At 45.4% G+C, this 24,626-nt stretch carries 20 protein-coding genes; 9 read left to right on the forward strand and 11 right to left on the reverse strand.

Annotated features, from left to right (window positions below; all coding sequences use genetic code 11):
* Positions 1–8: 8 nt before the first annotated feature.
* Positions 9–2,930, reverse strand: coding sequence for an insulinase family protein (locus tag FCL46_RS27465; RefSeq protein ID WP_136808165.1), 2,922 nt, complete (start codon positions 2,928–2,930; stop codon positions 9–11).
* Positions 2,931–3,007: 77 nt separating this feature from the next.
* Positions 3,008–3,457, reverse strand: coding sequence for a D-aminoacyl-tRNA deacylase (gene dtd, locus FCL46_RS27470; RefSeq protein ID WP_136808164.1), 450 nt, complete (start codon positions 3,455–3,457; stop codon positions 3,008–3,010).
* Positions 3,458–3,549: 92 nt separating this feature from the next.
* Here dtd and FCL46_RS27475 point away from each other — a divergent pair, with 92 nt between their 5' ends.
* Positions 3,550–3,693, forward strand: coding sequence for a hypothetical protein (locus tag FCL46_RS27475; RefSeq protein ID WP_153307126.1), 144 nt, complete (start codon positions 3,550–3,552; stop codon positions 3,691–3,693).
* Positions 3,694–3,846: 153 nt separating this feature from the next.
* On the forward strand, positions 3,847–4,245 hold the full coding sequence (locus FCL46_RS27480) for a roadblock/LC7 domain-containing protein (RefSeq protein WP_136808163.1): 399 nt from the start codon (positions 3,847–3,849) through the stop codon (positions 4,243–4,245).
* A 221-nt stretch (positions 4,246–4,466) separates the two neighbouring features.
* On the opposite strand, the gene FCL46_RS27485 is transcribed toward FCL46_RS27480, so the two are convergent.
* The 5 genes from FCL46_RS27485 to FCL46_RS27505 form a co-directional block, all read right to left on the reverse strand.
* Positions 4,467–5,828: a response regulator gene (locus tag FCL46_RS27485; protein ID WP_167505911.1), complete on the reverse strand. Its 1,362-nt coding sequence runs from the start codon at positions 5,826–5,828 to the stop codon at positions 4,467–4,469.
* A gap of 277 nt (positions 5,829–6,105) precedes the next feature.
* On the reverse strand, positions 6,106–7,410 hold the full coding sequence (locus tag FCL46_RS27490; RefSeq protein ID WP_136808161.1) for a sigma-54-dependent transcriptional regulator: 1,305 nt from the start codon (positions 7,408–7,410) through the stop codon (positions 6,106–6,108).
* Positions 7,410–9,098 carry an ATP-binding protein gene (locus FCL46_RS27495; RefSeq protein ID WP_136808160.1) on the reverse strand — a complete coding sequence of 563 codons (1,689 nt, stop codon included), beginning with the start codon at positions 9,096–9,098 and terminating at the stop codon, positions 7,410–7,412. Before FCL46_RS27495 ends, FCL46_RS27490 begins: the two co-directional genes overlap by 1 nt.
* 293 nt (positions 9,099–9,391) lie before the next feature.
* On the reverse strand, positions 9,392–9,832 hold the full coding sequence (locus FCL46_RS27500; protein ID WP_136808159.1) for a MarR family winged helix-turn-helix transcriptional regulator: 441 nt from the start codon (positions 9,830–9,832) through the stop codon (positions 9,392–9,394).
* A 91-nt stretch (positions 9,833–9,923) separates the two neighbouring features.
* Positions 9,924–10,682: an urease accessory protein UreH domain-containing protein gene (locus FCL46_RS27505; RefSeq protein ID WP_136808158.1), complete on the reverse strand. Its 759-nt coding sequence runs from the start codon at positions 10,680–10,682 to the stop codon at positions 9,924–9,926.
* A gap of 393 nt (positions 10,683–11,075) precedes the next feature.
* Between FCL46_RS27505 and FCL46_RS27510 the strand changes: the two genes are divergently transcribed.
* The 4 genes from FCL46_RS27510 (at position 11,076) to FCL46_RS27525 (ending at position 14,801) form a co-directional block, all read left to right on the forward strand.
* Entirely contained in the window at positions 11,076–12,014 is a 939-nt protein-coding gene (locus tag FCL46_RS27510; protein ID WP_136808157.1) for a helix-turn-helix transcriptional regulator, read from the forward strand.
* A gap of 4 nt (positions 12,015–12,018) precedes the next feature.
* Positions 12,019–12,915, forward strand: coding sequence for an ABC transporter substrate-binding protein (locus FCL46_RS27515; RefSeq protein WP_136808156.1), 897 nt, complete (start codon positions 12,019–12,021; stop codon positions 12,913–12,915).
* A 166-nt stretch (positions 12,916–13,081) separates the two neighbouring features.
* The gene (locus FCL46_RS27520) at positions 13,082–13,786 is read left to right on the forward strand and encodes an ABC transporter permease (protein WP_136808155.1); all 705 of its coding nucleotides are present in this window, start codon (positions 13,082–13,084) and stop codon (positions 13,784–13,786) included.
* Entirely contained in the window at positions 13,776–14,801 is a 1,026-nt protein-coding gene (locus FCL46_RS27525) for an ABC transporter ATP-binding protein (RefSeq protein WP_136808154.1), read from the forward strand. The genes FCL46_RS27520 and FCL46_RS27525 overlap by 11 nt, the downstream gene beginning before the upstream one ends.
* A gap of 62 nt (positions 14,802–14,863) precedes the next feature.
* On the opposite strand, the gene FCL46_RS27530 is transcribed toward FCL46_RS27525, so the two are convergent.
* Entirely contained in the window at positions 14,864–15,307 is a 444-nt protein-coding gene (locus tag FCL46_RS27530) for a hypothetical protein (RefSeq protein ID WP_136808153.1), read from the reverse strand.
* Between the two features lie 443 nt (positions 15,308–15,750).
* On the opposite strand from FCL46_RS27530, the gene FCL46_RS27535 reads away from it, so the two are divergent.
* Genes FCL46_RS27535 through FCL46_RS27545 form a run of 3 tightly spaced genes read left to right on the forward strand, consistent with a single transcriptional unit; the run spans position 15,751 to position 19,486 of the window.
* Positions 15,751–16,641: an ethylbenzene dehydrogenase-related protein gene (locus FCL46_RS27535; protein WP_167505910.1), complete on the forward strand. Its 891-nt coding sequence runs from the start codon at positions 15,751–15,753 to the stop codon at positions 16,639–16,641.
* An 11-nt stretch (positions 16,642–16,652) separates the two neighbouring features.
* Positions 16,653–17,555, forward strand: a complete 903-nt coding sequence (locus FCL46_RS27540) for a phosphate/phosphite/phosphonate ABC transporter substrate-binding protein (protein ID WP_136808151.1) — start codon at positions 16,653–16,655, stop codon at positions 17,553–17,555.
* Positions 17,552–19,486, forward strand: coding sequence for an ATP-binding protein (locus tag FCL46_RS27545; RefSeq protein WP_136808150.1), 1,935 nt, complete (start codon positions 17,552–17,554; stop codon positions 19,484–19,486). The genes FCL46_RS27540 and FCL46_RS27545 overlap by 4 nt, the downstream gene beginning before the upstream one ends.
* 211 nt (positions 19,487–19,697) lie before the next feature.
* Here the strand turns inward: FCL46_RS27545 and FCL46_RS27550 are convergent, their stop codons facing one another.
* From FCL46_RS27550 to FCL46_RS27560, 3 genes are all read right to left on the reverse strand, one after another.
* On the reverse strand, positions 19,698–19,949 hold the full coding sequence (locus tag FCL46_RS27550) for a hypothetical protein (RefSeq protein WP_136808149.1): 252 nt from the start codon (positions 19,947–19,949) through the stop codon (positions 19,698–19,700).
* Positions 19,950–20,134: 185 nt separating this feature from the next.
* Positions 20,135–23,260, reverse strand: a complete 3,126-nt coding sequence (locus FCL46_RS27555; RefSeq protein ID WP_228723299.1) for an efflux RND transporter permease subunit — start codon at positions 23,258–23,260, stop codon at positions 20,135–20,137.
* Entirely contained in the window at positions 23,250–24,578 is a 1,329-nt protein-coding gene (locus FCL46_RS27560) for an efflux RND transporter periplasmic adaptor subunit (RefSeq protein WP_167505909.1), read from the reverse strand. Before FCL46_RS27560 ends, FCL46_RS27555 begins: the two co-directional genes overlap by 11 nt.
* Between the last annotated feature and the right edge of the window lie 48 nt (positions 24,579–24,626).

Genomic DNA, 24,626 nt, shown 5'->3' on the forward strand with positions numbered 1-24,626 from the left:
GGAGTCTGCTAGATTTCAGTCAATTTATCAAAAAGATCCTTATCCGCTTCAATTTTTTTCCGATTACCGATAGTGGCTCTACAACCTTCAGGAGCCATGCGTTTAAATGCCGGAGCAAAGTTGCGGAGATCTTCAACACCGGTTGAAAGAATTTCCTCAATACGGGCATGTTTCTGGGCTGCGTCGATACCGCTTAAAAACTCGTTTCTGGCAGTTGCTCCCTTGCCAGCTGCGCTTTGGTGCGGATCAAAGTTGCCGTAGGTGCCGATAACCAATTGCTGGAGGACTTTCTCGGGGATCTCAAGATTTTCCACAACGCCTGCAACTTCATTATAGGCATCATAGGTTTTTCGTACCTGCGGATCCCGGTAGCTTATAAATGCCAGATTACCTGTTATCTGACTGAACTGAATAAAGCAGCCGTAGGCTCCGCCCATCTGGCGAACAGTGTTCCAGAGAAAATCCCGTGAAAGATAGGTTTTAAGTACCTCAAAATGGCCGTTATATCCGGCACCTCCAGGTAACAGATTTGCTCCCTGAATATTGTAAACAACTTCGGCCGAAGTGATGAATGCTTCATGTCTTGGAATATCAAGAGGTGGTAGTTCAACAGGCGTCACAGGTTTGTCTGCAAGTGCATCTGTCAGGCAGTGGCCGATCTTTGACAGATGAGCCAGCTCCTGGCTATCTGCGGTGACTGCCAGGATAAGATTATTACGGTTAAACAGAGACGAGGCTATATTCTGTAATGTTGCATGAAATTGCTCTTCCTGATTGTCGTAATTCAGTACCAGATTTTTAAGGGCCATGTATGAGGTAAGGCCGCTGAACAGTTCGTTGTAATGGCCGGCTTTACTGAGCTGGGCAAAAACCCGTGCTGAAGCGAGTGAGTAGCCTTCACTCTGTGCAGAATGCTCTGCCCAGGCAAATTCTCTGCCGACAATTTCCCGGATGCGGGCGCGATCTTTCAGAGAGAGGTCGGTGAAGATTTCTGCAACCAGATTAAGTGCTCTTTCAAGATAATCCGGTAAACATTTCATGTGGAGCCAGAAGACCGGTTTGATGGTTTCTGAATTCGTTTTTTTGGAGTACGTGGTCAGCGAGTGGGAGAAGTTACCTGTGCAGGTGGCAATTTCTTTGGCAAACTGACGGTAGTCGAGGCGTTTTGTCCCTAATTCAGTGATGATGGTTCCAAAGAGATCGAGCCACGGTAAAAGGTCAGTAGCCAATGAACTGACATCAAAACCTATATCGAGGTAAGAGATATGATTGGTTGCGAGTTCGCTGACCAGCACCTGCTGATGATTAAACAATTCACTGGGTGTTACTGTGTGAAATTTGATATCACTTGAAAGATCATCCTTGCCGAGCTGGGGAAGCAGCGAAAGTGTTTCCACATCATTAGGCTGCAGTTGAGACTTCATGAGCTCCTGGGTGTGGCTGATCAGGTCGAGTTTTTGCTGTTTAGTGAGTTTTTCGGCATATTCTTCGAGACGTTCTTCCTCAGCTATGCGGGTTAGGGCCTGTTTGTCCGGGTCTGGCACCAGGGTCACTGTTACGGTTGCCTCATTGTCCAGCAGGTATTCTTTAATCAGTTTTTCGAAGTATTTTTCCTCAAGCGCTTTTTTGCGAAGAGATATAATCAGTTCTTCACTGACAAGATTCTCGAACGGGTCAGTACCGTATTTAAGCGCTACCATTGCTTTACCGATAAGATCGAGTCCGCGTTGCGCCTTGCTGATTTCTTCACGCTGATTAAACTCAAATTTATTGAGTTCAGAAAGTACCAGATCATGATCCAGCCCTTTCTCGACCATATCTTTTAATGTGAGATTATAGAGCGTGGTGAAATCGTCGCGGTGTTCAGGCTCACTCCCCACAAGATAACTGATCATGAAGGTCTTAAATGATGAGGATGAAAGGTAAAAACCTCCGAAATCCTTGCACATGCCGCTGGAAACGATAGCGTTTTTAAGTGGAGAACCGTCTGAATTAAAGAGAATGTTGGCAATAACCTGGAAGGCTGCATTCTGTTCACGATCAAGGACAGTTGACACATGGGTGCCTACAGCGAGAAATGTCTTTTCTTTAACTTCCAGTGAATCGACAGCGTAGGTGTCTGTGATGACAACGGGACTTGTGGCCTCTCGTCCTTCTTCAATGGTGGATCGTGTGCCTTTTTCAGGATATACCGAGAGGAAGTTTTTCTGGAGGTACTGAAGTTCCTCATCTAACGGAGCATCCCCATACAGGAAAAAAATACCGTTTGAGGGGTGATAATGGTCTTTATGGAAGTCACAGAATTGCTCATATGAGAGATCAGGAATGTTTTTCGGGTCGCCGCCAGACTCATGGGCATAGGTCGACTCAGGCATCAGTCCACCGAAAATGTGATGGAAAATCAGCCGGATTGGGTCAGAAAAAGCCCCTTTCATCTCATTGTAGACGACTCCCTGGAACTCAAGTGGGGCATCGTTATCTTCCTGATGGTAGTGCCAGCCTTCCTGCTCAAAGGTGGAACGCTCAAGAAGTGGATTGAACACAACATCACAATATACATCCATGATGCTGAAATATTCTTTGAGATTACGTGTTGCGAACGGATAGTAGGTGACATCTGAGCCGGTCATGGCATTTAGAAATGTCATCAGGCCACCTTTATTAATCTCACCAAAGACATCTTTTACAGGGTATTTTTTAGAGCCCATTAATACCGAATGCTCAAGTATGTGGGCAACACCGGTTGAGTCGGTTGGAATTGTATTAAAAGCAACGGAAAACGTTTTATTGGTATCATCGTTTTTTATTGCCAGCAGGGGGCAACCGAGTACTTCATGCTCAAAAAGATACACCTCAGAGTTGATTTCCTCAATTTTTGCACATTTCTGGAGGATGAAGCCGGAATAAGTATTCCCTGTCTTAAAGTTCATAAGCATGTCCTTGTTGAGTTCCGTTAAGTATTTTTCGTACTATTCGTATTGGTATTATTGTGAAAGTGTTACAAAATTTAAAAATTCTTATGCGAATCGAGCATCAGGGTTACGGGCCCGTCATTTACAAGCTTGACCTGCATTGAGGCCTGGAATGTGCCGGTTGCAACAGTAATCCCTCGTGATTGTACTTCTTCAACGAACTGGTGATAAAGTGGTTCAGCAATTGCGGGCGGAGCTGCGGAAGAATAACCGGGCCGTCTGCCTTTTCGACAATCTCCGTACAGCGTGAATTGAGAAATAATAAGCATTTCCCCGCAGATGTCTTTGAGTGATCGGTTCATTTTGCCTTGATCATCTTCAAAAATCCGAAGGTTTATGACCTTGTCTGCCATCCAGGTGATTTCTGCAGGGCCGTCTTCTGCGTGGATGCCAAGTAAGACCACTATTCCCTGGCCGATGGCACCAACTACCTGATTGTCGATTGTTACACTCGCATCTATTGTTCGTTGAACTACTGTTCTCATAAAAGGATATATTGAGTAGATTATCGGATTTCGCACAGAGAAGCCAGACCATAGCACATCATGGTTTGCTTTTATGTATGCAGGTAATATTTTTGAATCTCAAGAAATATAAGGATGATATGGTGGTGCGCAAGACGTCGGCTGGTATACTTTTTAGGGCTGCGACTGTCAATTGCAGAGGGTATGCTGAACAATACGATTTATGGATGGGTGAAGATAAAGAGCGTGAAGAGTAATGGCTGTTGTCAAGCATGTCATGAAATATCATATGGCTGCAGCACCAATGAGGGAAAACAGCTGTTCACTTCGAACCCATACAATGGTATAGTGAGCATGGTTACGCACGGATAGGTTGTGCATTTTACGATTCTGGTAATACAGGAAAAATCATGATCAATAAAATACAAAATCTCATCGAGAGAATGGCTGGCGAGCTTCCAGGAGTCCTGGCTGTCGCAGTTGTAACAATTGAAGACGGTATGTCTATCGCTGAAGCGAGCAGTCGCGAGGGGATTGAAACTGCAGCAGCAGCAGCCTATCTGGCGTCGATTGTCAAATCCAATGCAAAAGCAATAGGGCTACTCGCTGATGATGAGGAAATTGATGATATCCTGGTAACAACCAGCCAGTATCACTTTATCATCCGCCACCAGCCTGATCAGCCGTTTTTTATATTCCTGATGACTTCCAAGGGAACATGGCTTGGAAAAGCGCGTCTGCTTATTAAGAAATATGAAGAGCAGTTTGCAAGTTTTAGTGGATTTCTCGAGAAGCATTACAGTATCTAGCCAGGATTGCTACGTAATACTGTTTTTTTGCAGGTCGAGGCCACACGCAACGCCACTGTAGTAAACTATCGCAAGTGGTTTGTAACGCTTCAACTGCTGAAAACTCTATTGGCCCGGAGGGGGAGCTTCCACGTAAGTTGTCTTGAAAATGTGGATGAGGGGTGATGAACTGGAAAGGTGCCGGAACCTCCAAGGGGGGGGAGGAGATCCCGGCTTTTTGCCTAAAGCTCTGCAGCTTCGGCAATTCTTTTAGAATTCTTCTTGATAGCGATTCGGATCCAGCCAAGATTGGTGTCCTGATCTGCAACGATTACCAGAAACGCCTCAACTCCGACTGGTGCGAACATAACTGGTCCGTTTTCGTACTCGATCATGGTCATGTTCAGGTTGCCCTGGCCCAGCTGATTACCCATAGATTCTGCAGAACCAAAGCCGGAAGATGCAATGGCACCGATCATTTCGGCATCGATGCCCGGGCGGGCAAGACTATCGAGTAAAAAGCCATCACGTCCAACCAGACAGGCAGTGTGTACTCCATCAATGTTCGTAAACTCTGCAAGTATTGCTTGAATATTCGTCATTTTAAGTTCCTCTTCTAATATTTTTGGTTCGTCATCTGATGCAGCAGGTGTGTTGACTGTATCTGATGCGATCTCTAATTCGGGTGTTATGTTTGAGACGGGTTCAGTTTCTGAAACGGGCACAATTTCACTGTCCGGTTCAACATCGGCGTCAAATACGAAATCTGCGGCTGGTTTGATTTCTTCATCAGGATTACTACTTTCTGCAGGTATCTCTGATTCTTCGGAGTCTATTTCCTGTTGTTCGCCTGTTGCGTCCTTTTCAAAAAAATCGTAGTCGAGATCCTTTATTTCGCTTTTTACAGCAGCTTGTGCGGCCTTTTCAGGTGCTATTTCGTCTGATCGGTTTGCCGCCTCAATAAGGAGAGATTCCAACCCTTTTTTTATGCTCACAACAGGTGGTTCGACACCGCGAATGTTTTGCAGTGAGCCGCCCGGGAAAGTCAAAATCTTAAAAAAGGCACTCTCCCCGCTTTCTGACTCACACATTGCGTGGACAACTTCGCCATTTTTAAAGAAGATCATACCTTCTCTATTTTCTGCTTTTACCTTCAGCGCAGCGGTAGACCTGGAAAGTCCGTTGAATTGAACGATATCCATCAGGTCAACGCCGTCGACAGTTCCCTCAAAGCCTTCCTCTGAAGAGAGGATATCCTTAACTATCTGCCTCATGTCCTTTATATCAAAGGGCTTTTCGACAAACCGTAAAGAGCCGCTCATCATTGCCTGATTCTCGTAGGAGTTTGAAGGGTAGGCGGTCATTATGATAACGCCGGTCTGCGGGTAGCTGTTACTGATCTCCACCAGCAGATCCAGACCGTTCATGCCGGGCATGTTAATATCTGTAATAACCAGATCAATTGTCTGATCACTCAGGATTGACAGCGCCCCTTCACCTGACTCAGTAGCAAGGATTTCTACATCGTCCATGCCCTTATTCAGATTTCTCTGAAGCATCCATAGCATGTCAGCTTCATCGTCAACCACCAGCACTTTCTTCACATTGGCACCTCTCTTATGAACAATTTTGCATGGCTTTTTAGAGTCACACATCGTTTTATTGACTTCAAAATACAATTATCCTATCAATAATGTGCATTTGCAAAGTAGGTGCCAGTTTGATGATCGCAGAGAGTATATGCTATAACAAGCAGAAATGATAGACAAAAGAGTGTTTGTTGGGTGGGCAGAGAAAAAAAATTGAGCAGGATGCGGTCAGATTTTGTCCAACTGGTCAGATTCTGATCAGTTGGGGCTGCTGGTCTGGTGAAAAGAAATGTCAGTTTATCTTGTCACGCAGGGTTGTTCTTGAAATATCAAGGATTCGCGCAGCTTTCGACTTGTTGTTGTTGGTATAATTCAACACTGTGCGAACATAATTGCGCTCATTTTCACGCAAGGTTACTAGAGTCTCCGGCTGTTTGGGCTTGAGTGAAGCGGACGGACGAAGACCCGTTGGTGCAAGCCGGTCACTTTTGCAGAAAATGACCTCACGTTCAATAAGGTTACGTAGTTCTCGAATATTACCCGGCCAGTCATAAGCGAGCATGGCATCGCTTGATGAAGGAGTAATTCCTTTGATCTCTTTTTTCTGGTCCCTGCTAAGGCTGCGTAGAAATGAGTTGGCGAGTACCAGGATGTCCTGGCCGCGATCCCGAAGAGGAGGCAGTTCAATAGGGATAACATTAAGCCGGTAATAGAGGTCTTCGCGGAATCGTCCTTTGTCAATTTCACGTTCAATATCTGCGTTTGTTGCTGCAATTATACGAACATTGACATGAATGTCTTTTATGTCACCTACTTTTCTGAAAATCGACTCTTCAATAAGACGCAAGAGTTTTGGTTGAAGAGAGATGGGGAGATTGCCTATCTCGTCGAGGAAGAGTGTGCCGCCATCAGCAACTTCGACAAGCCCTTTTTTTTCAGTGGCAGCATCGGTAAATGCGCCTTTTGTATGGCCAAAGAGCTCTGACTCAATAAGACTTTCAGACAGTGTCCCGCAATCAATTTTCACAAAGACACCATGCTTTTTTGAGCAGGTGTCATGAATGGCACGGGCAACAAGTTCCTTGCCTGTTCCGGTTTCGCCAGTGATGAGCACCGGCGATTCGACATCGGCGGCAGTTTTGATGGTGTCTTTCACCTGAAGCATAGGACTACATGAACCGATGAGTGTATCTATGCTGTGGTTGACGGTGGAAAGGAGTGCCTGTTTTTCGAGCAGGCGGGATTGCATCAATCTGTTCAATACCGATTTGAATTCGATGAGATCAAAAGGTTTAACTATATAATCCACGGCACCTTCACGAAGAGATTGCACCGCAGTTTTGGCATCATTGAGACCGGAGAGCATCACTATTTCGACATCTGCAGAGATTTCTTTAAATTGTGCTATAAGAGTGATGCCATTGCCGTCAGGGAGGCCTATATCGAGAAAAATCAGTTCGATGATGGCCGAGCGCATAATCTCTAGCGCTTCCCTTCCACTGGCAGCGGTACAGACCTGATACCCCTGCCGTTTTACAGCATTGGCAAGTGAAAACTGGATATCCTGCTCATCGTCAACGATCAGTACGGCGCCCATTATTCTCCAACTCGAAAGAACATATTAAAGGTGGTACCTTTTCCTTCCAGGGACTGAAGAGTGATGGCTGCGTCGTTTTCCTGAAGTGTCCGGTATACAATAGAAAGGCCGAGACCGGTGCCTGAGTTTTTGGTGGTAAAAAAAGGTTCAAATGATTTTTCTGCTATCTCAGGAGACATTCCCATGCCGTTATCTGAGAATGTTACCAGAACGTAGCGTTTGCCTGACAACTTCCCGGGGTACTTTCTTTTGAATGCTCCAAGCGCATTGCCGGTAAGATATCTACCGCTGATTTCAATGGTTCCGTCCTGGCGAATAGCATCGGTGGCGTTGAGCATCAGGTTGAGAAAGACTTGTTGCATCTGGTTCGGATCTGCCATGATATCCGGTAGATTTTCAGCAAAACGTACAATAAGCTGGATGGAATTGTTCATCAGTCTGTTGCTGATAAGTGGCCGTATCTCTGTAATAATAGTGTTGAGAGATGTCGGGCGTTTATTGGGGTCAACAGGCCGGGCGTACGAAAAAAATTCGGTTAGGAGCTCATTGAGCCTGTCCACCTGGCGGATGATCCGTTTTGAACATTCGAGCTGAGAACTATTTTCAATTGCATCTTCCTCTATTGACTGGGCCATGATTTTGATCCCGGCCAGCGGATTGCGGACTTCATGGGCAACAGCTGAGGCAATTTCAGCAACAGTGGAGAGTCTGTTCATCTTCTCCATCTCTTTGCGTACATACCGGAGCTCAGTGATATCTGAGAGAGATACTATTACGCCGACCTGATTATTGCGGGAGTCACGACGTGCAGTGGTGGAGTAGCTGAAGATTTTCTCGTCACCATCATCGGTGGCGAGGATAATTTCTTCCAGCTCTTGACCATCTGAACCATCTCCGGATATCGTCATGAGCTTTTTCGCACGAGCCGTACCTATAAGGGTATTGAGATTCTTGCCGTCAATGCTTTTGACAAAGGGTTGAAGGATCTGTCGTGCAGCGCTGTTACTTTTAAGTATGTTTCCTCCGAGATCAGTGACAACCAGGCCGTGATTGAGGCTTTGAATGACTGATTCAGAAAACATCTTCTCTTCGCGCAGGCTGATGATAGATACGCGCAGATCATCTACAAGTTCGGCAAGCTGCTGATCCATCTTCTGGCTTTCAATTACAGTTGCCAGGACATTTGCAATCGACTCAAGAAGCTGCTCGGTTTCAAGTGACAGTTCATGCTCGTTTTTGACATACAGGGAAAGTACACCAATTGATTGTTCATCCTTGATGATCGGAACACAGTAGTGAGCACGATCAATAGGATCTTCAGCCGACTCAGCAGAGAGTGGTGCAATAGATGTGAAAAAATGAATCGCACCGTTGAGCGCAGCACGCCCGCAATGGCATTGGCCGAAAGCAATATTGTCACAGCGTGATACCTGTTGTGGTGTGAGTCCGTGACTGGCCTTCAGGGTGAGGAGTTGAGATTCCTGGTTAACTAAAAAAATGGCCGCCTTTGGTGCAAGGGCAAGGGATTTTTGCGAAGTAAGATAAATGAGAATACGCTCAAGAAGTTCCTGGAAAAGATACGGTGAGAGTGATATCCGCAGGATTTCATTGATTATTATCTGATTGCGAAATTCTCTGGAGTAGGTGTCCTGTATTGAGTAATGCCTCGTGTGTATCTCGTGCTCCATAACTCTCTGCTGGCGAAAATGAAGTCCTCAAAGTCTCAGGTGTTCCCTGATGCGATTGCGAAAATCAATCGTCCCGAGAACGTATAAAGAGGTCGGTTCTGCCTGAAGAAGGCAATGGTTGAAGGTCGCAGTAGTGCCCAGAAACATACATGTTTTTTTCGCGTCTTGTCAATTGGGAAAGAGCGAGTTTATTAGAGAACCATCGAATTATACGAAACAATCAGAAAGAAATATGCGCAAAAGAGATAATCACAGGCACTATTTTGAAAGGGATTATTCAGGGGGAGGAGATCTTACATTCTATTTAGCAGTTTACTCAGAAGGGAAGAGAACATGGTGATTTCTTTGTTGGTCAGACCCTCAGAAATATCTTTTGTGAAATCGTTGTGGAAGCGATCGTGCTGGGCAAAGGCGGCCTGTCCTTTCGCGGTGAGTGCAACAAACCATGAACGTCTGTCTGAGTGATGCGGCTTACGTTCAACCAACCCTTTTCGCTCGAGTTTATCAACAGCAACAGTCAGTGTGCCTGTTGTGACGCCGAGACGCTCGGCGAGTTCTTTCATCCGCATATCCTGGTGATGACCGATTACTTCAATGGTATGCATTTGAGCCGGAGATAATCCACTCCCTTTAACCACAGAATGTTCCCAGGAATTGATTTTGTCATAAAACTCGACAAGTTGATGAGAAAGTTCTTCAACGTGGGCGACATCGTCTGGAGTGGATTGAGACATAATTAATTACCGATTAATGGGTATTACTGGTTTGGCCGGATGTATCATTTGCTTTTTATGTTTCAAGTGAAAAGCTAATGATACACCAGGATTAGGCGGCTAAAGCATTATACAGGCCGTAACCGGAAAATATTACAATAATAATACCGGCACTGCGCATTATAAGAGGTTCTACCCAGTCTTTTTGCAGTCTACCTGCCATTGTAGTGATCTTGAAGATACAGTAGATAACCATTCCTACTGAAATTGCTGTTGCAATCGCATAACTGCCAAAGACCATGGTAGCAGCATAGGTGCTGCCGGAGTTCAGAGCGTATCCATACATTACCGCCGCAGTTGGGCAGGGAATGATCATGTTGACAAAACCTATCCCGAAGAGACTGAGAGCAAGCCATTTGTGTTTCTTTCCCGGATGTTTCTGATGTTTCTCTTCTGGATGATCATGCTCGTGATCGTGCCCGTGACAGTGGTGGTGTCCACATTTATGGTGATTGTGTCCGTGCTCATGATGATCATGGTCATGTGAGTGCTTATGAAGGATCTCAGGATCGTAAAGAAGAACTAGACCAATAAGTATTAGCAGTACCGAGGTGCCGACTTCAACCCAGAAGTTGGCGGCTGGCGGCAGCAGCAGGGATATTGTGCCAAGCGTTGCACCCAGAGCCAAACAGGCGAGTGCTGTGCCTAATACAAAAGAGGCGGTCAATATGCTGACTTTCCTTCCGTTTTTTTCTCCGGTAACAAATGGCGCAAGAACAAGCCAGGAATGACCGCAGGGGTTGACTCCGTGGATAAGCCCAAGGAGGAAGCTCGATTGCAAGGCTGCAATAAACAGTGAATCCATTTCCATAAATATTCTCCATAGTAAATATTAACGGTGAGCACAAAAACACAAAATAGTTTGATAGTCAAGATGTTTGATGATCAAGGTAGTGTTTGGTGAAGGTAATGGAGAAAATCGATTCGAGATAGTTATCTTCGTAGTGGAATGGTGATTTGTGGTTTGTACATTCTTTTATATATGAAAGCAGTAAATGTGATTTTATGGACAAAGGTCGTAAGCTAACAAACCTGAATTTAATAATAAAATATACAATTCCAATTTCAGACAAAATGGATGGTGTCATTATGTGTCATTTATTGTCAGTTACGGTTTTATATTAAGGGTGATATTGACAATAATGGAGTTGTCAGGTTACTGAAGACTGTTTTTGAGATGGGTAAAAATGTAAAGGAAAACCTGATGAACAGTGTTGCATCAAATAAATTTCTGACCACCCGTGAAGTGGCACAACTGCTTAAAGTTAATGAGAAAATGATTTATTCTCTGGTTAACGATAAGGGGTTGCCTGCCACCAAGATTACTGGCAAATGGTTATTCCCGAGAAGGTTAGTGGAAGAATGGCTTGATGCCCATATTTTGAATTACGGGAGTGAGAATTCCGGACTTTCTTCAGAAGACGGAATGCTGCTGATTGCCGGGAGTGATGACCCACTTTTCCAGAAGGTGATAAATCTTTTCCACTCAATGCGAAAAGACACAGTCGTGTTTTTCTCTAATCAGGGAAGTATGGGGGGGATTACCAGCCTTCGTCGCGGGTTGTGCCATATTGGGGTCTGCCATCTTCTGCAGGATGACAATCAGGAATACAATTTTGATTTTGCGGAGCAGGAACTTGACAGAGCGCCGGTATTTGTAAATTTCAGCCAGCGGGAACAGGGGATATTGTTACCGCCGGGAAATCCAAAAGGAATCACGTCAATTGCTGATTTGGCACGAGATGATATGACTATTGCCAATCGAAGCCTGGGGACAGGAACCCGATTACTTTTTGATTATGAAGTTGCACGCTCAGATATCTCGATAAGTGAAATAAGCGGCTACCAAAACGAGGTCTCCAGGCACCTGGACGCAGGACTTGAAGTGCTCTCCGGCCGAGTGGATGCAGCGCCAGCAATTCGGGCTGTTGCCGGAATGCTCGGGCTGGATTTTCTCACACTGAGATGGGAGCGTTTTGATTTGCTGGTTAATCGTGAGCGTTTTTTTGAAAAAGGAATCCAGAATTTTATAAGTTTACTACATGAAAAGGAATTTCGTCAGCTGGCAGGTGAACTTGAAGGATATGATGTCTCCCTGTGCGGAAAGATGATGTTCCCGGATAATTTTAATGATGAGGATTAATACAATGATGATTCGTATGTTTGCAGCTGCAACAGTAGTGATTGCAAGCTGTGTTTTTGCCGCAACTGGTTTTTGTGCTGATAAAGTACTGAAAATGTCAACAACAACCAGTACCCAGTCTTCTGGTCTTCTGGATATTCTGGTGCCTGAGTTGGAAAAAGATACAGGTATCAAATTAAAAGTGATTGCTAAAGGCACCGGTGCTGCAATTCGAGACGGTCAGGACGGTAATGTTGACGTTATCTTTGTTCATGCTAAAGGGCGTGAAATTGCATTCGTTGAAGATGGCTTCGGAACAGAGCGCTATCCGGTAATGCACAACGATTTCGTTCTTATTGGACCAGCAGCTGATAAGGCTGGTGTAAAAGAGGCGAAAAGTGCAGCAGAAGCACTGAAAAAAATTGCAGCAGCCAAAGCAGAATTTATCTCCCGTGGTGATGACAGTGGAACCCACACTAAAGAACAGAATCTTTGGAATACCTGCGGGGTGCCAATGGTTGATCAGACTCTGACCATCATGAAGAAAGGTAAGAAAGCTGATATCAGTATCAAGCGCCCTGAAAATTCAAAGGATTGGTATGCTTCAATTGGCCAGGGAATGGGTAAGACCATCACCTTCGCTGATGAGAAGCAGGCGTATACTATTTCTGACCGGGGAACTTTCATAAAGTATAAATATGGAAAAACCCCGGCGATTGAACTTGAAGTTCTTTCTGAAGGAGACGAATCTCTTGCAAATCCTTACGGCGTTATTCCGGTAAACCCGAACAAGCATGCTCATGTACAGTACGACATGGCTATGGAATTCGTGAACTGGATCACCGGTCCTAAAGGGCAAAAGCTTATTGGTGATTATCGTCTGGTTGGAAAACAACTTTTCTATCCAGATGTGATCAAGTAAAGTGTAGGCTTATATGGTGTCAAAAAGGAGAAGCCATTTGCCGGCTTCTCCTTTTTTTTGTTTAATGTTAATTAGTTTTCTGATGAAAAAAAACTGTGTTATTACTGTTTTCCTGCAGAGAAAACGTGCAGAGACAGGAATACAATGAATTACTGAAGATGGTGTTATGGGGTTACTTCTTGATAGTTTACAATCCGCCTTTCTGTTGCTCATATCTTTAGATGCTGAGTTGTTACTGATTGTCGGGACGTCTTTGAAGGTGAGCGGGCTTTCGACCATTTTTGCTTCGTTGTTCGGGATTCCAATTGGTTTTATCATTGCCCAGTCCCGTTTTTTCGGGAAACGATTTGTACTTACCTGCCTTAATACCCTCCTTGCACTTCCTACAGTTGTAATTGGTCTGGTTGTCTATTCGTTTATTTCAAGGCGTGGAATCCTGGGGCCGCTTGAATTGCTTTATACTCAGAAGGCGATTGTTATTGGCCAGGTTATTCTCATCGTGCCGCTTATAACGTCTCTTACTATCGCTGCAATAAGCCGGATTGATGACCGCTACAGAAAAACTGCGCTGACACTCGGGGCAACCAGGGTGCAGATGGCGCTGATTATAATCAGTGAAGCGCGATTTGGAATCTTTGCAGCTGTTATTGCAGCTTTTGGGCGGGTGATAGCTGAGATCGGTATCTCTATGATGCTTGGTGGAAATGCCAGAGGGTTCACGCGTACGATGACTACTGCTATGGCTCTTGAGTATGATAAAGGTGAGTTTGTCCTTGCAGTTGCATTGGGCTTGACGCTGATGGCAATTGCCTTCGGGGTGAACATGTTATTCCATTTCTTTCAGGGAAGGACCCATATTGATGCTGTATGAGTTGAAAAATATAGTGCGGATTTTTAAAGGAAGAAAAGTCCTTGATATTCCTGCACTAGATATTGAAAGAGGGCAGATATACACCCTTATAGGGCCCAATGGTGCAGGCAAAACGACACTTTTGAATATACTGGCATTCCTCGATGAACCGAGCAGCGGTGAACTCTATTTTGATTCTCAGCGGGTGGCCTTCGGTTCGAGTCAGATGTTGCCTTTTAGAAGACGTGTTGTGCTTCTTGATCAGTATCCGATACTCTTTACAGGCCCAGTCTGGAAGAATGTTGAATATGGTCTCAAAGTTCGCGGGATTGAAGCTACGCGAAGACGTGAAAAAACTCTTGAGATGCTGGACCTTGTTGGTATGAGTAAATTTATAGATGCTGACGCGCATAAATTATCAGGTGGTGAAACGAAGCGGGTTGCATTGGCAAGAGCGCTGGCCATAGAACCTGAAGTTTTGCTTTGTGATGAACCCGGAGCAAATGTTGATAAGGAAAATCAGGAGATCATTCACTCAATTCTGAAAAAGAGCAATTCCCTGGCAGGAACATCTGTTATTTTTTCAACCCATTACCTCTCTCAGGGGCGACGGCTTGCTGACCAGACGTTAATGCTTGAGCATGGAAGACTTTCTGATGTGTTGAATGAAAATTTTGTCAAGGCCGAACTGGTTGAGAAACAGGGGGAGCTCGTTCAGTGCCGGATAGCGGGAAAGGTTGTACTGTCTGTTGATGCAGCTCAGGTGATTGGCGGCGATCGTGAATTCACACTGCGAATAGACCCTGAAAAAGTGCTACTTCTTATAGAAGATGATGGCCAAAAGGGACGAAACAGGATTCCGGGGACTGTCGTGCGTATTAATCAGGATAAAGAACGGATTCGCATTGGTGTGGATGTTGGATTTAAACTTCAGTTTTTTATTTCAATGCAGAAGTATCTGCAGTCTTCACCCATAATTGGTCAAAAGGTTCACGTTGAGCTACCTTTAGATGCTATTAGCTGCAATCATGCTTGAATCGATGATGTTGTATCGTTGAGTGCAGTAAATGAAATGATTTGAAAGTGCCTGAAAATGTACTAAAAAAACGAATGCATCTGTTTGACTTCATTGTGTGATTTCCCACGGCTTGGTGAGGTCTGTTCTAAGCCGTTAATCCACAGAAGTGCTTGTTCATGTGATCGGAACAAGCGTGCTGTTTTAAAGAGGTCGTCGTTAATGATGGCAAGCCACACCCTCATAACTCCATACTGTAAGTCAAGAGGAGCCACATAGGCTATCGATATCTGCTTTAGCCTGGACCGGTTCTCCTCAATATTCATGACCAGCCTTTCTAGTTCTTCATTTGTAATTCCGGATAGGTCGGCGTTAGTGAGGTTGGTAACGATCCGGTTGCAGTCCGTGCTGTCCCGGTCATTTAAAAACCGTTTAAAACAACTGCCGATATCTTCGATTCGTATATCACCGGTATACGAAAAGTAGGCAATTCTCAGAGTCTTATCTATGCGGTAATTACACACCATACACGTCCCTCCGTAGTACAGATTTTTATAGGGTAGTCTGCTGAAAAGGAGCCTGACAGGATCAGGAAGTGCTTAAAGCGGGAGTTTCAAATCTATGAGCGTAGTAAATAACAGGTAAAATACTATTACGCTATTGCACGGCTGTGATGCACTGTCGTCTGCATGTAAGATAGAATGTTGTCCACGTCGATTGAGCTTTAATTTCCGCTTATGTTTCATAAGGAGAAGGCCTGGACATGACGAACAACTATAATTGATATTGAACGAATATCAAAGCACGACCTATGTATATTTCAATTCCGGGGAAAAATATTATGTGAGTGACTGTTTTGATTGTATATAAGAAATGACAGAATCTCACTTAAATACCTTGAGGTCTCTGATGAAAAATGTTGCGGGGAATCTGCAGGCATGATTGTATCTCTGATTATGGAGAGAATCTCATGACTAAATTTCACATGAAAGCGTTTATCTGTTTGATTTCAATTAATATGCTCGTTGTCTGTTTTGTTATGACTGCTGGCGCCGCAGCACTGAAGTCTGTCAGGACCTCCGAAGCTGTCGACATAGATGGTAAAGCAGATGAACCTGGCTGGGGAAAGGCTCCTGCTCTGATTGCACGTGATTCTGTCGCGGCAGTGGATCTGGAGGTACGATCAATGTATAGCGATAAATATATCTATATGTTGTTGCGTTTTAAAGACCCGGATGAAAATCGTTTACATAAAAGCTGGGTGTGGGATCCTTCTGCCGAGGTCTACAAGGTAGGCCATGATAGGGAGGATATCTGTGTAGTTAAATGGTTCATGGAGTTTGAACCTGGAGGTGTGAGCCTGTATGCCGGTTATCCACAGGTTGCAGATATCTGGTACTGGAAAGCAGGGAGGACCGACAAAATTGGTTTTGCTGATGATAAAATACAGTATCTTGAGAGCATCACACAAAAAAGGGCTACGACGATCGTCGGTGCAAACGGTACCTCATTATACCTGACTAGAAAAGGTGATGCAGGTGATGCAGCATATATAAGTAATCTGGTAGTGGATTATACAGGTGACAGTGTTCCTCGTTTTGACAATGTACCACCGACAGGAAGTCGAGCGGATGTCATGGCAAAAGGCGAATGGAGTAATGGGGTATGGACTGTAGAGTTTAAGCGCGCTCTGGATACCGGGCATGAGGATGATCTGGCATTAAATCCCGGCACTATCTATACCTTTGGCGTTTCACGGCTGGAGATTGCAGGGAGGTCAGAGGATAAGACTTCCAGTATGCCATTATACGGGGCTGGTGATATCATATCCGCTCATACGCTGGAGTTCGATCAACAATAAAAAGGTAAGCCATGTTTCATATCAAGTGTTTTCTTGGGCTTGTTGTCGTGGTTGTACTCATGTATACGCCGTTATCGGCTCAGATCACATATGCTGCTGAGTGGCAAAGGGACGTCCTTACCATTGCGTTGGTTCCCGAAAAGAACGAGACAGATCAGTTGCGTAGGTATCGCAGCATAGCAAGTCATCTTTCGACTGAACTTGATATTCGTGTTCGATTACGTCTTGTTGACTATGATAAATTGACTGAAACAATTAACGATCAAAATGCTGATGCAGCATTTTTCGGAAGCCTGGGTTACGTGATGGCCCACAGGTCATCCGGGGTTATACCTTTGGTGCGTCCTGTCTGGGAAAATGGTTCATCCACCTATTCAGGCTATCTGTTTGTACGAAAAGACAGCGATATAGGGTCAGTTTCGGACATGAGAAATAGAAAGCTGGTTCTGGTCAGCAAGAACACTACGGCAGGATATGTGTTCCCTAAAAAGTATTTTGCCGATCGGGGTGTGATTGATCTGGAATCGCACTTCGCTAAAGTGGTGTTTGCCGGGCAGCATGAAAGTGCAGCCTGGGCAGTGTATAGTGGGGAGGCAGACGTGGGGGCGGCAAAAAATCATATATATAACAGTCTGCTAGGTAGTCATCCCGGTTTTGCCGAGCAGATGCTTATCCTTGCCGAATCCGCACCTGTTCCCTCTAACGGCCTTGCTGTGGGAGCTCATCTTGAACAGCCACTGAGAGATGCGATTAAGACCACACTGCTCAATATGCACACAACCGAAGCGGGCAGGAAAAAACTCAAGCTTATTGGTATTCAGCGTTTTATTCTGACAACTGATGCAGATTATAAGCCATGCTATGACATGCTTGAAAAAGAAGAACGTGTTAGTCAACACAGATCAATTGAATGAATCTTTCATACAGGAAATCGCGAATACTCGGTATTTCAGTACTCGTATTGCTTATCGTTGTCATCAGTCTGTTCTCATATCAGGCTATGTTCCGTACTGCCAGCAAGATCAATAACACCATACGTGTAGAAGAGCAAAAGCTGTTACTCTGGTACGATCTTTCACGGTTAATCCATGAGAGTAAATTCGCTCTTCAGCAATATGTTCATGGTGACGCCGAGGTAATTTCCCCTGTGCTGTTGTCATGTGTCAGAGTTTTTAAGGTGCTCGATAATATCGAAAAACTTGGCCAAAATGACAATGTCGAGTTGGAGTATGTGCAGGATATCCGGAGGCTTGCGAAACGTTATCGACAGGCAGTGGTAGGCTATCAAGGTGAGATGGTGGCAGGGTTTGAGGGAGGGAGTTCTGAGTTGCAGATGCGTACCATTGCAATTGACACCAGTGGTACAATTGTCGCTCAGACAGATTCCATAGTTGCTCATATAACAGAAATAATGCAGAGCAATACACAAGAGCTTGCAGCGCGCTCTCTACGTTCCAGTAAACTGCTCGGTGTATTTCTGGCATTCTCAATAGGCATAGCGTTAGCTGTTGCTTTGTGGATGCAATTTGCTCTGGTGAAGCCGCTCAATGAACTGTTGGATGCATTCAGGCGTCTTCGTAAAGGTGATTTTGATACACGTTTGAGTATTCAGGATACGGATGAAATAGGAAAACTCTTTGAGGCTTTTAACAGTACCGCTGAGAGCCTGGGTGTTCAGCGCAGCCAGTTGCGTGAAGCTGTTATCACCGCAGAAAATGCAGCTCGTGCCAAAAGTGAATTTCTGGCAAATATGAGCCATGAAATACGTACACCAATGAATGGTGTACTCGGAATGGCAGAGCTGCTTAAAGATACCGAGCTTAACGAAGAGCAGCGGGGATCTTTGAAAATTATCAGTCAGTCTGGTGAAGCACTCTTAGAAATACTCAACGATATTCTTGATTTTTCAAAAATTGAAGCTGGCAGGCTAGAACTGGAATATGTCGACTTTGATCTCAGTGATCTGGTTGAGGATGTTGCATATCTTCTTGCCCCGCGGGCATACGCGAGGGAGCTTGAGCTTTCGGTCATGATCATGGAAGAATGTCGGGCACATCTGCATGGTGATCCTGAACGACTGAGGCAGGTTCTGACAAATCTTATCGGTAATGCGATAAAATTCACTGAAAAGGGGGAGATTGTTATCCGTGTTTCCTCTGGTCAGGGCGCTATTCATACTCACAGAGTGCATATCGCTGTGACAGATACCGGGATAGGTATTGATGAGCAGAATAAAGAGCGTATGTTTTCAGCGTTTTCCCAGGCTGATGGTTCAACAACCCGTAAATATGGCGGGACTGGGCTGGGCCTTTCTATCAGCAGGCAGCTGGTTAATCTCATGGGCGGGGAGCTTTTCTGTGAGAGCACTCCCGGTGAGGGGTCGACATTTCATTTTTGTATTGAACTTGATGAAGCTCTTCAGGCAAATGATAGGTTTTATCAGGAGCAGACCAGTAGCCTCAGTGGATACAGAGTGCTGGTAATTGATGATAGTGCCACAGAATGTGCCATTATCGCAGGTGCTGCACATGCATGGGGGATGATGACTGATTACGCTGTTTCGGCAGCAGAAGGGCTGGAAAAATTACGTGAGGAAAATAGAAGCGGTAAACCCTATGACTTCGTGTTGATCGACGTGCATTTGCTGGTGATAGAGGGGCTTGAAGTCGTAACGGCTATTAATAACGACAGCGAACTACACAATCTCAAAGTCATTATTCTTACAACAGCACGGTTGCCTGGAGATGCTCAGATGTCTCAAATTCCAGGTGGAGCTGCATATTTGGCCAAACCAATACGGCGTAAGCAGTTACGAGAGACATTATGTACACTTCAACTGACTTGATAGGAGGGGAAGCCTTCCATTATCCATCAGTCCGTATCTGTAGTCAAAAAGAAATGTGATTTCAGCGTTTCTGTTGTAGAGGCGATTGTATTGAAAACGGTATTGAGGTTATATCTCTTTGAACTGATTTCAACGTCATGCCGATTTTCATATCATCCTTAACGGTAGTAAAGAGCTGCCGATAGGGATGATATGAGATGAAAACTGCGGGTTAGCAGTCGCAATCAAATTTACTGCAGGCAATACAATACACTGTGAGGTGCACGGCTTCGGCGAACATCTCGGTGCCGTTTTCAGCATCATATGTTTTTGCCAATGCCATTATTGCTTTATCTCCATCCGCTTGTGAAATGATATCGATCAGCGGTCCAAACTTCTCCTGATATTCCACCTTCTCGTGTTCAGATATGCTCTTTATGTAATCTTCGTAACAGTATTGGATTTTATTGCGTTGTCTTGCCACACCGGACCTCATTGTTAATAAAATGCGTAAGTGATACGCCGTTGTAGATTGTTGGAATATACTACTTACTCATTAGTTCCCGTAGTGGCAAGAAAAGTCAGGTATCTGTTGCCTGAAGTAGATTGTAATGAACCAGCTGTATTTCCTCCAACCGACACTCCACCATGGCTGTTTACTGGTAAGACTCATGAGATCTCCGGGTTAACAGTTACACCGCCAATAGCCTCACGGAGAAATTCCCTGATATTTTCAATAATAAGATAGAGGCACGGGACCAGGATGAGCGTTATTATTGTTGCGAAAAGAATACCGAACCCTAGAGAGAGGGCCATGGGAATCATAAAACGGGCCTGTCTTGAAGTCTCAAAAATCATCGGAGCCAGTCCGCAGAATGTGGTGAGTGTTGTCAGTATCACCGGCCTGTAACGACGCAATGCGGCTGCACGGATTGCATCAAGGGGTGAGAAGCCTTCACGTCGACGTTTGTTGGCATAATCTACAAGAACCAGTGAATCGTTCACCACGATTCCTGAAAGTGCTACTACACCCATCATTGACATCAGGCTGAGGTTGTAGCCCATCAGCAGGTGACCAAGCACGGCTCCCACCATGCCAAACGGAATGGCGATCATTACAATTATAGGCTGGCTGTAACTGCGAAAAGGTATCGCCAGCAGAAAATAGATTGAGATCAGTGAGAATATGAAACCTTGAAAAAGCGATTGAACACTCTCAACTCTACTTGATTGTCGGCCTTTGTACCCATAGGTGATACCGGGGAAAGTGTTTGCAAGTGCAGGCAGGACAGTTGAATTGAGTTTGGCTATGATCTGCGATGACTCGCCTATGGGATCAACATTTGCCTCTACCATCACAGTCCTGCGACCATCTCGTCGGGTGATGCTGGTGTAGGCACGACCACGTTCAACCTCAGCGATATCAGAAAGCGGGACGAAGGTGCCGGCAGTTGTTGCTATCAGCATTGATTCTATATCATATTCACTGACGCGTTGCTCTTCCGGCAACCGGACCCTCACGCTTACTTCATTGGCACCACGTTGCTGCCTGAGAGCAATTGTACCCTGAAAGCTGTCGCGTACCTGTTTGCCGACGTCTGTTGCGCTTAAACCAAGACTGTGGCCTCGTTCGTTAATGGTGAAATTAAACTGTGGTTTTCCTGGCGTGTAACCGTCATCGATATCTTTTACGCTGGGAAAATCCTCTAACTGTCTGGCCAGTTCGGCGCTCGCCTGATCGAGAATGTCGATGTCCCGATGGCTCAGTTCCACCGAGAGGGAGGCCCCGCTTCCGGGCCCGCCTCGATCAGATTCAAAGAGCGAAGATTGCACCCCGACAATAGGACCAACCTCTTGTCGCCAGAGTTTTGTTACATCTCTGGTGGAAAGGGGGCGAACTTCAGGAGATGTAAGATAGGCATAAACTTCTATTTTATCACCGTTGATGAGTGATGATATTCCTTCAACCAGATCTTTATCTCCATGCTCATCACGTACGCGTTCCATTGCACTGACGATCTGGTCGCGAACAGCCGCAAGTTTTGTATAAGGGCTGCCATAGGGCAGAGTGGCGGTAACTACGGCCCTGTCAGATTCAACACGGGGCATGAGGATCATGCTGATTCTGCCGCTGGCGACATAACTAAATGTTACCGCCAGTATGGCGATCAGGACTGCTACGGTCAAAAACTTCAGGTGAAGAACTTTATCGAGAAACGATCCGTATACATTTTCAACAAACCAGGTGAATGATCTGCCAAATGCCTGCTGATACCGTGCAAAGAATTTAAGTATCCGGTTAGGAGACCGTGTAGAACTGTGTGCCAGATGGGCCGGAAGAATCAGCAGAGATTCAATCCATGAAATAAGGAACACAGTGATGACCACAAGGGGAATCACTTTCCATACCTTTCCCATTGTACCCGGTACAAAAAGCAGTGGCATAAAGGCGACGATATTGGTGAGAATTGAGAATGCGATAGGCACCGCTACATCTTTGGCTCCCTCAATGGCAGCATCGACAAAGTGTAACCCGCGTTGTCTGTACTCGTAGATGTTTTCTCCTGCAATGATTGCGTCGTCAACCACGATGCCGAGCGAGACGATAAAGGCAAACATCGAGATCATATTTATTGAGACTCCAAACATCGGCAAAAAGAGTAAGCCGCCGAGAAAGGAGATCGGAATACCCATTGTCACCCAGAAGGCTAGCTTTAACTCAAGAAAGAGACCGAGAAGAACCAATACCAGTACCAGGCCGATGAGGGCATTTTTTAACAGCAGTTCTAAACGCTGCTTATAGATGTCTGATCTGTCACTGGTGATCTTCCAGTCAATACCCGGTGGCAAATCAGCCTCAATTTCAGCCATTGCTTCTTTGGTTGCATCTGAGACTCCAATGGGCGTCTGGGTGCCGACCCGATAGACGCGCAAGGTGAGAGACCGCTGCCTTTCATAGGACGCCTCACTGTTTGAGCTTTCAAATCCTTCATGCACATCGGCAATATCTTCAAGGTAGAGCGTGGTGCCGTTTGTAGTGGTGACAACGGGAATTCTGGCAAATTCGTTGGCCCAGTCTTTACGATTATCAATTCTGAGTAGAATCTCCCCTCCTGAGGTGTCCAGCTTTCCACCTGGAATCTCAACTGAGGACTGGCGTATAATATTTGCCACCGCAGAGAGGGTCAGCCCATGCATACGCAGCTTTTCCATAGGGATTTCAACTACAACTTCGAGATCGCGGGCTCCGCTGATTTCCACCTGGGTAATGTCGGATGCCTGCAACAATCTGTCGCGTACCTGCTCAACGACTTCACGTAATGAGCGTTCCTGCACATCGCCAAAAAAATTAACACGAAGGACCTGCCTTTTGTGTGAGGCCAGGGAAATGACTGCATCTTCAGCATCATCCGGGAATGTGGATATCCTGCCAACCTCCTGCTGTATATCCTGCAGAACCATCTGAGGATTGGCATCATCCATCAGCTCGGCCCTTACTGAGCCATTTCCTTCTCCGGCGGTAGAGGTGACTTCTTTTATGCCGTCAATTCCCTCAATGGCATCTTCAATAGCCAGAACGATTCCCTGCTCGACTTCTTCCGGGCTTGAGCCTGGGTAGGAGACAGATATGGACACCATATCAAGTTCAAATGACGGGAAAACTTCTTTCTTAATCTTGGTAGACATGTAGAGTCCACCGAGAATGAGAAAAATCATGAGGAGATTTGGGGTGACGCGGTTGTGGACCATCCAGCTGATGGGACCGCGTGAATTTTCAGATGTTTTATTCAGCACGTTTCATTCCCCCGCCTTTTTTCATTGTGTTCGAATCAGGCGCACCTTGCCCGGAACCGATCTTATCCTGCTTTGCATTTTTCCCGGGGCCAGGTTTGTCATCTTTAAGGCGGAGAGGGATGCCCTCAATAGGTGAAGGAAGGGACGATGTAACAATGCGCTCCCCGTCCTTTATGGAGTTTTTTATGATCAGTTGATCACGGTTGCGGAAAAGAATAGAAACTTCGTGAATATCAAGTAAACCATCCTTGTCCATGAGCCAGACGTACTTGCCATCATGAACAAAGGCGCGATTGATGCTGATTGCGGATGGAATGGACTTGCCGTCAATCTGAGCCTGCACATACGAGCCAAGAAGTAGCTGCGGTTTACCTTTATTTGCTGCCTTTAAGCTTAACGGATCTTCAACTTCTACAAGGATCTGTGCCATACGCCCCTGCTTTTCAAGAGAAGCGGCCAGCCGGACAACATGACCGATTCTGAAAATTTCCTGATTGTACCTTCCCTGAGAGTAGATGCGCACTTCAGACCCGACCTCGTCACGACTGGAGGGGATATTTACCCATTGTAACTGTTCAACGGGCAGGGAGAGTTGAAGCCAGAATACATCTGTGCCTACAAGATGGGCCAGGATTGTTGATTCGTTAACCCGGGCACCTGTATCAACATCTCTGGAGTCGATAACACCGTTAAACGGCGCGGTTACTGTGGTACGATCGAGATTAAGCTTTGCCTGGTCAAGTTTTGCATCAGCAAAATCTTTTGAGGCTTTAAGCTTAGCCAGTTGCGGTTTTCTGAGGATCAGCGCCTGTTCAACTTTACTGACAGACTCGTTAAGTATCGCAAACTCCTTCTCGGCTATGTATTGGTTACCCATTTCCAGCAGGAGATCACTTTCGGCTTTTGCCGCCTCACTCTCAAGCTGACGAACCACAAGACGATAATCTGCCTGGTCTATTTTCAGAATAGTATCCCCTTCCTGAAAATAACCGCCGGGTATAAACTCTCTGCTTATTTCTGTCACAGCTCCGCTTACGCGTGGTTTTAGGTCAATTTCACGGGCTGGAATCACTTCACCCATTCCTGTTATAACAGTTTGCTGGGTTTCATGAGTAACGCTTTGCACCTCAACCAGTGTGGCAGTGGGGGGCCGTTTTCGGGGTTTCGCTTCAGGAGAAGTCTTAATAAGGTAGATTGTGATAATTATCCCGCAGGCGAGGGCAATGACCGGCAGCAATCCATGGAGAAAAAACGATATAATGCGGTTGGGTTTCCGCTGAATTTCTCCGGGTTTTGTCTGGTTTACGTGTGGTCTCATGTTCATAGTGTTTTTTTATGTATTCGTCGAATTGTGGAGTATTTCGTG

Source organism: Desulfosediminicola flagellatus, from assembly GCF_005116655.2.
Lineage (GTDB): Bacteria > Desulfobacterota > Desulfobulbia > Desulfobulbales > Desulfocapsaceae > Desulfopila > Desulfopila flagellata.

Bases quoted from the DNA above. Each gene is read 5' to 3' on its own strand.
- FCL46_RS27465 (WP_136808165.1), bottom strand. From the start codon at position 2,930: ATGAACTTTAAGACAGGGAATACTTATTCCGGCTTCATCCTCCAGAAA.
- dtd (WP_136808164.1), bottom strand. From the start codon at position 3,457: ATGAGAACAGTAGTTCAACGAACAATAGATGCGAGTGTAACAATCGAC.
- FCL46_RS27480 (WP_136808163.1), top strand. From the start codon at position 3,847: ATGATCAATAAAATACAAAATCTCATCGAGAGAATGGCTGGCGAGCTT.
- FCL46_RS27490 (WP_136808161.1), bottom strand. From the start codon at position 7,410: ATGGGCGCCGTACTGATCGTTGACGATGAGCAGGATATCCAGTTTTCA.
- FCL46_RS27495 (WP_136808160.1), bottom strand. From the start codon at position 9,098: ATGGAGCACGAGATACACACGAGGCATTACTCAATACAGGACACCTAC.
- FCL46_RS27500 (WP_136808159.1), bottom strand. From the start codon at position 9,832: ATGTCTCAATCCACTCCAGACGATGTCGCCCACGTTGAAGAACTTTCT.
- FCL46_RS27505 (WP_136808158.1), bottom strand. From the start codon at position 10,682: ATGGAAATGGATTCACTGTTTATTGCAGCCTTGCAATCGAGCTTCCTC.
- FCL46_RS27510 (WP_136808157.1), top strand. From the start codon at position 11,076: ATGAACAGTGTTGCATCAAATAAATTTCTGACCACCCGTGAAGTGGCA.
- FCL46_RS27515 (WP_136808156.1), top strand. From the start codon at position 12,019: ATGATGATTCGTATGTTTGCAGCTGCAACAGTAGTGATTGCAAGCTGT.
- FCL46_RS27520 (WP_136808155.1), top strand. From the start codon at position 13,082: ATGGGGTTACTTCTTGATAGTTTACAATCCGCCTTTCTGTTGCTCATA.
- FCL46_RS27525 (WP_136808154.1), top strand. From the start codon at position 13,776: ATGCTGTATGAGTTGAAAAATATAGTGCGGATTTTTAAAGGAAGAAAA.
- FCL46_RS27530 (WP_136808153.1), bottom strand. From the start codon at position 15,307: ATGGTGTGTAATTACCGCATAGATAAGACTCTGAGAATTGCCTACTTT.
- FCL46_RS27535 (WP_167505910.1), top strand. From the start codon at position 15,751: ATGACTAAATTTCACATGAAAGCGTTTATCTGTTTGATTTCAATTAAT.
- FCL46_RS27540 (WP_136808151.1), top strand. From the start codon at position 16,653: ATGTTTCATATCAAGTGTTTTCTTGGGCTTGTTGTCGTGGTTGTACTC.
- FCL46_RS27545 (WP_136808150.1), top strand. From the start codon at position 17,552: ATGAATCTTTCATACAGGAAATCGCGAATACTCGGTATTTCAGTACTC.
- FCL46_RS27560 (WP_167505909.1), bottom strand. From the start codon at position 24,578: ATGAGACCACACGTAAACCAGACAAAACCCGGAGAAATTCAGCGGAAA.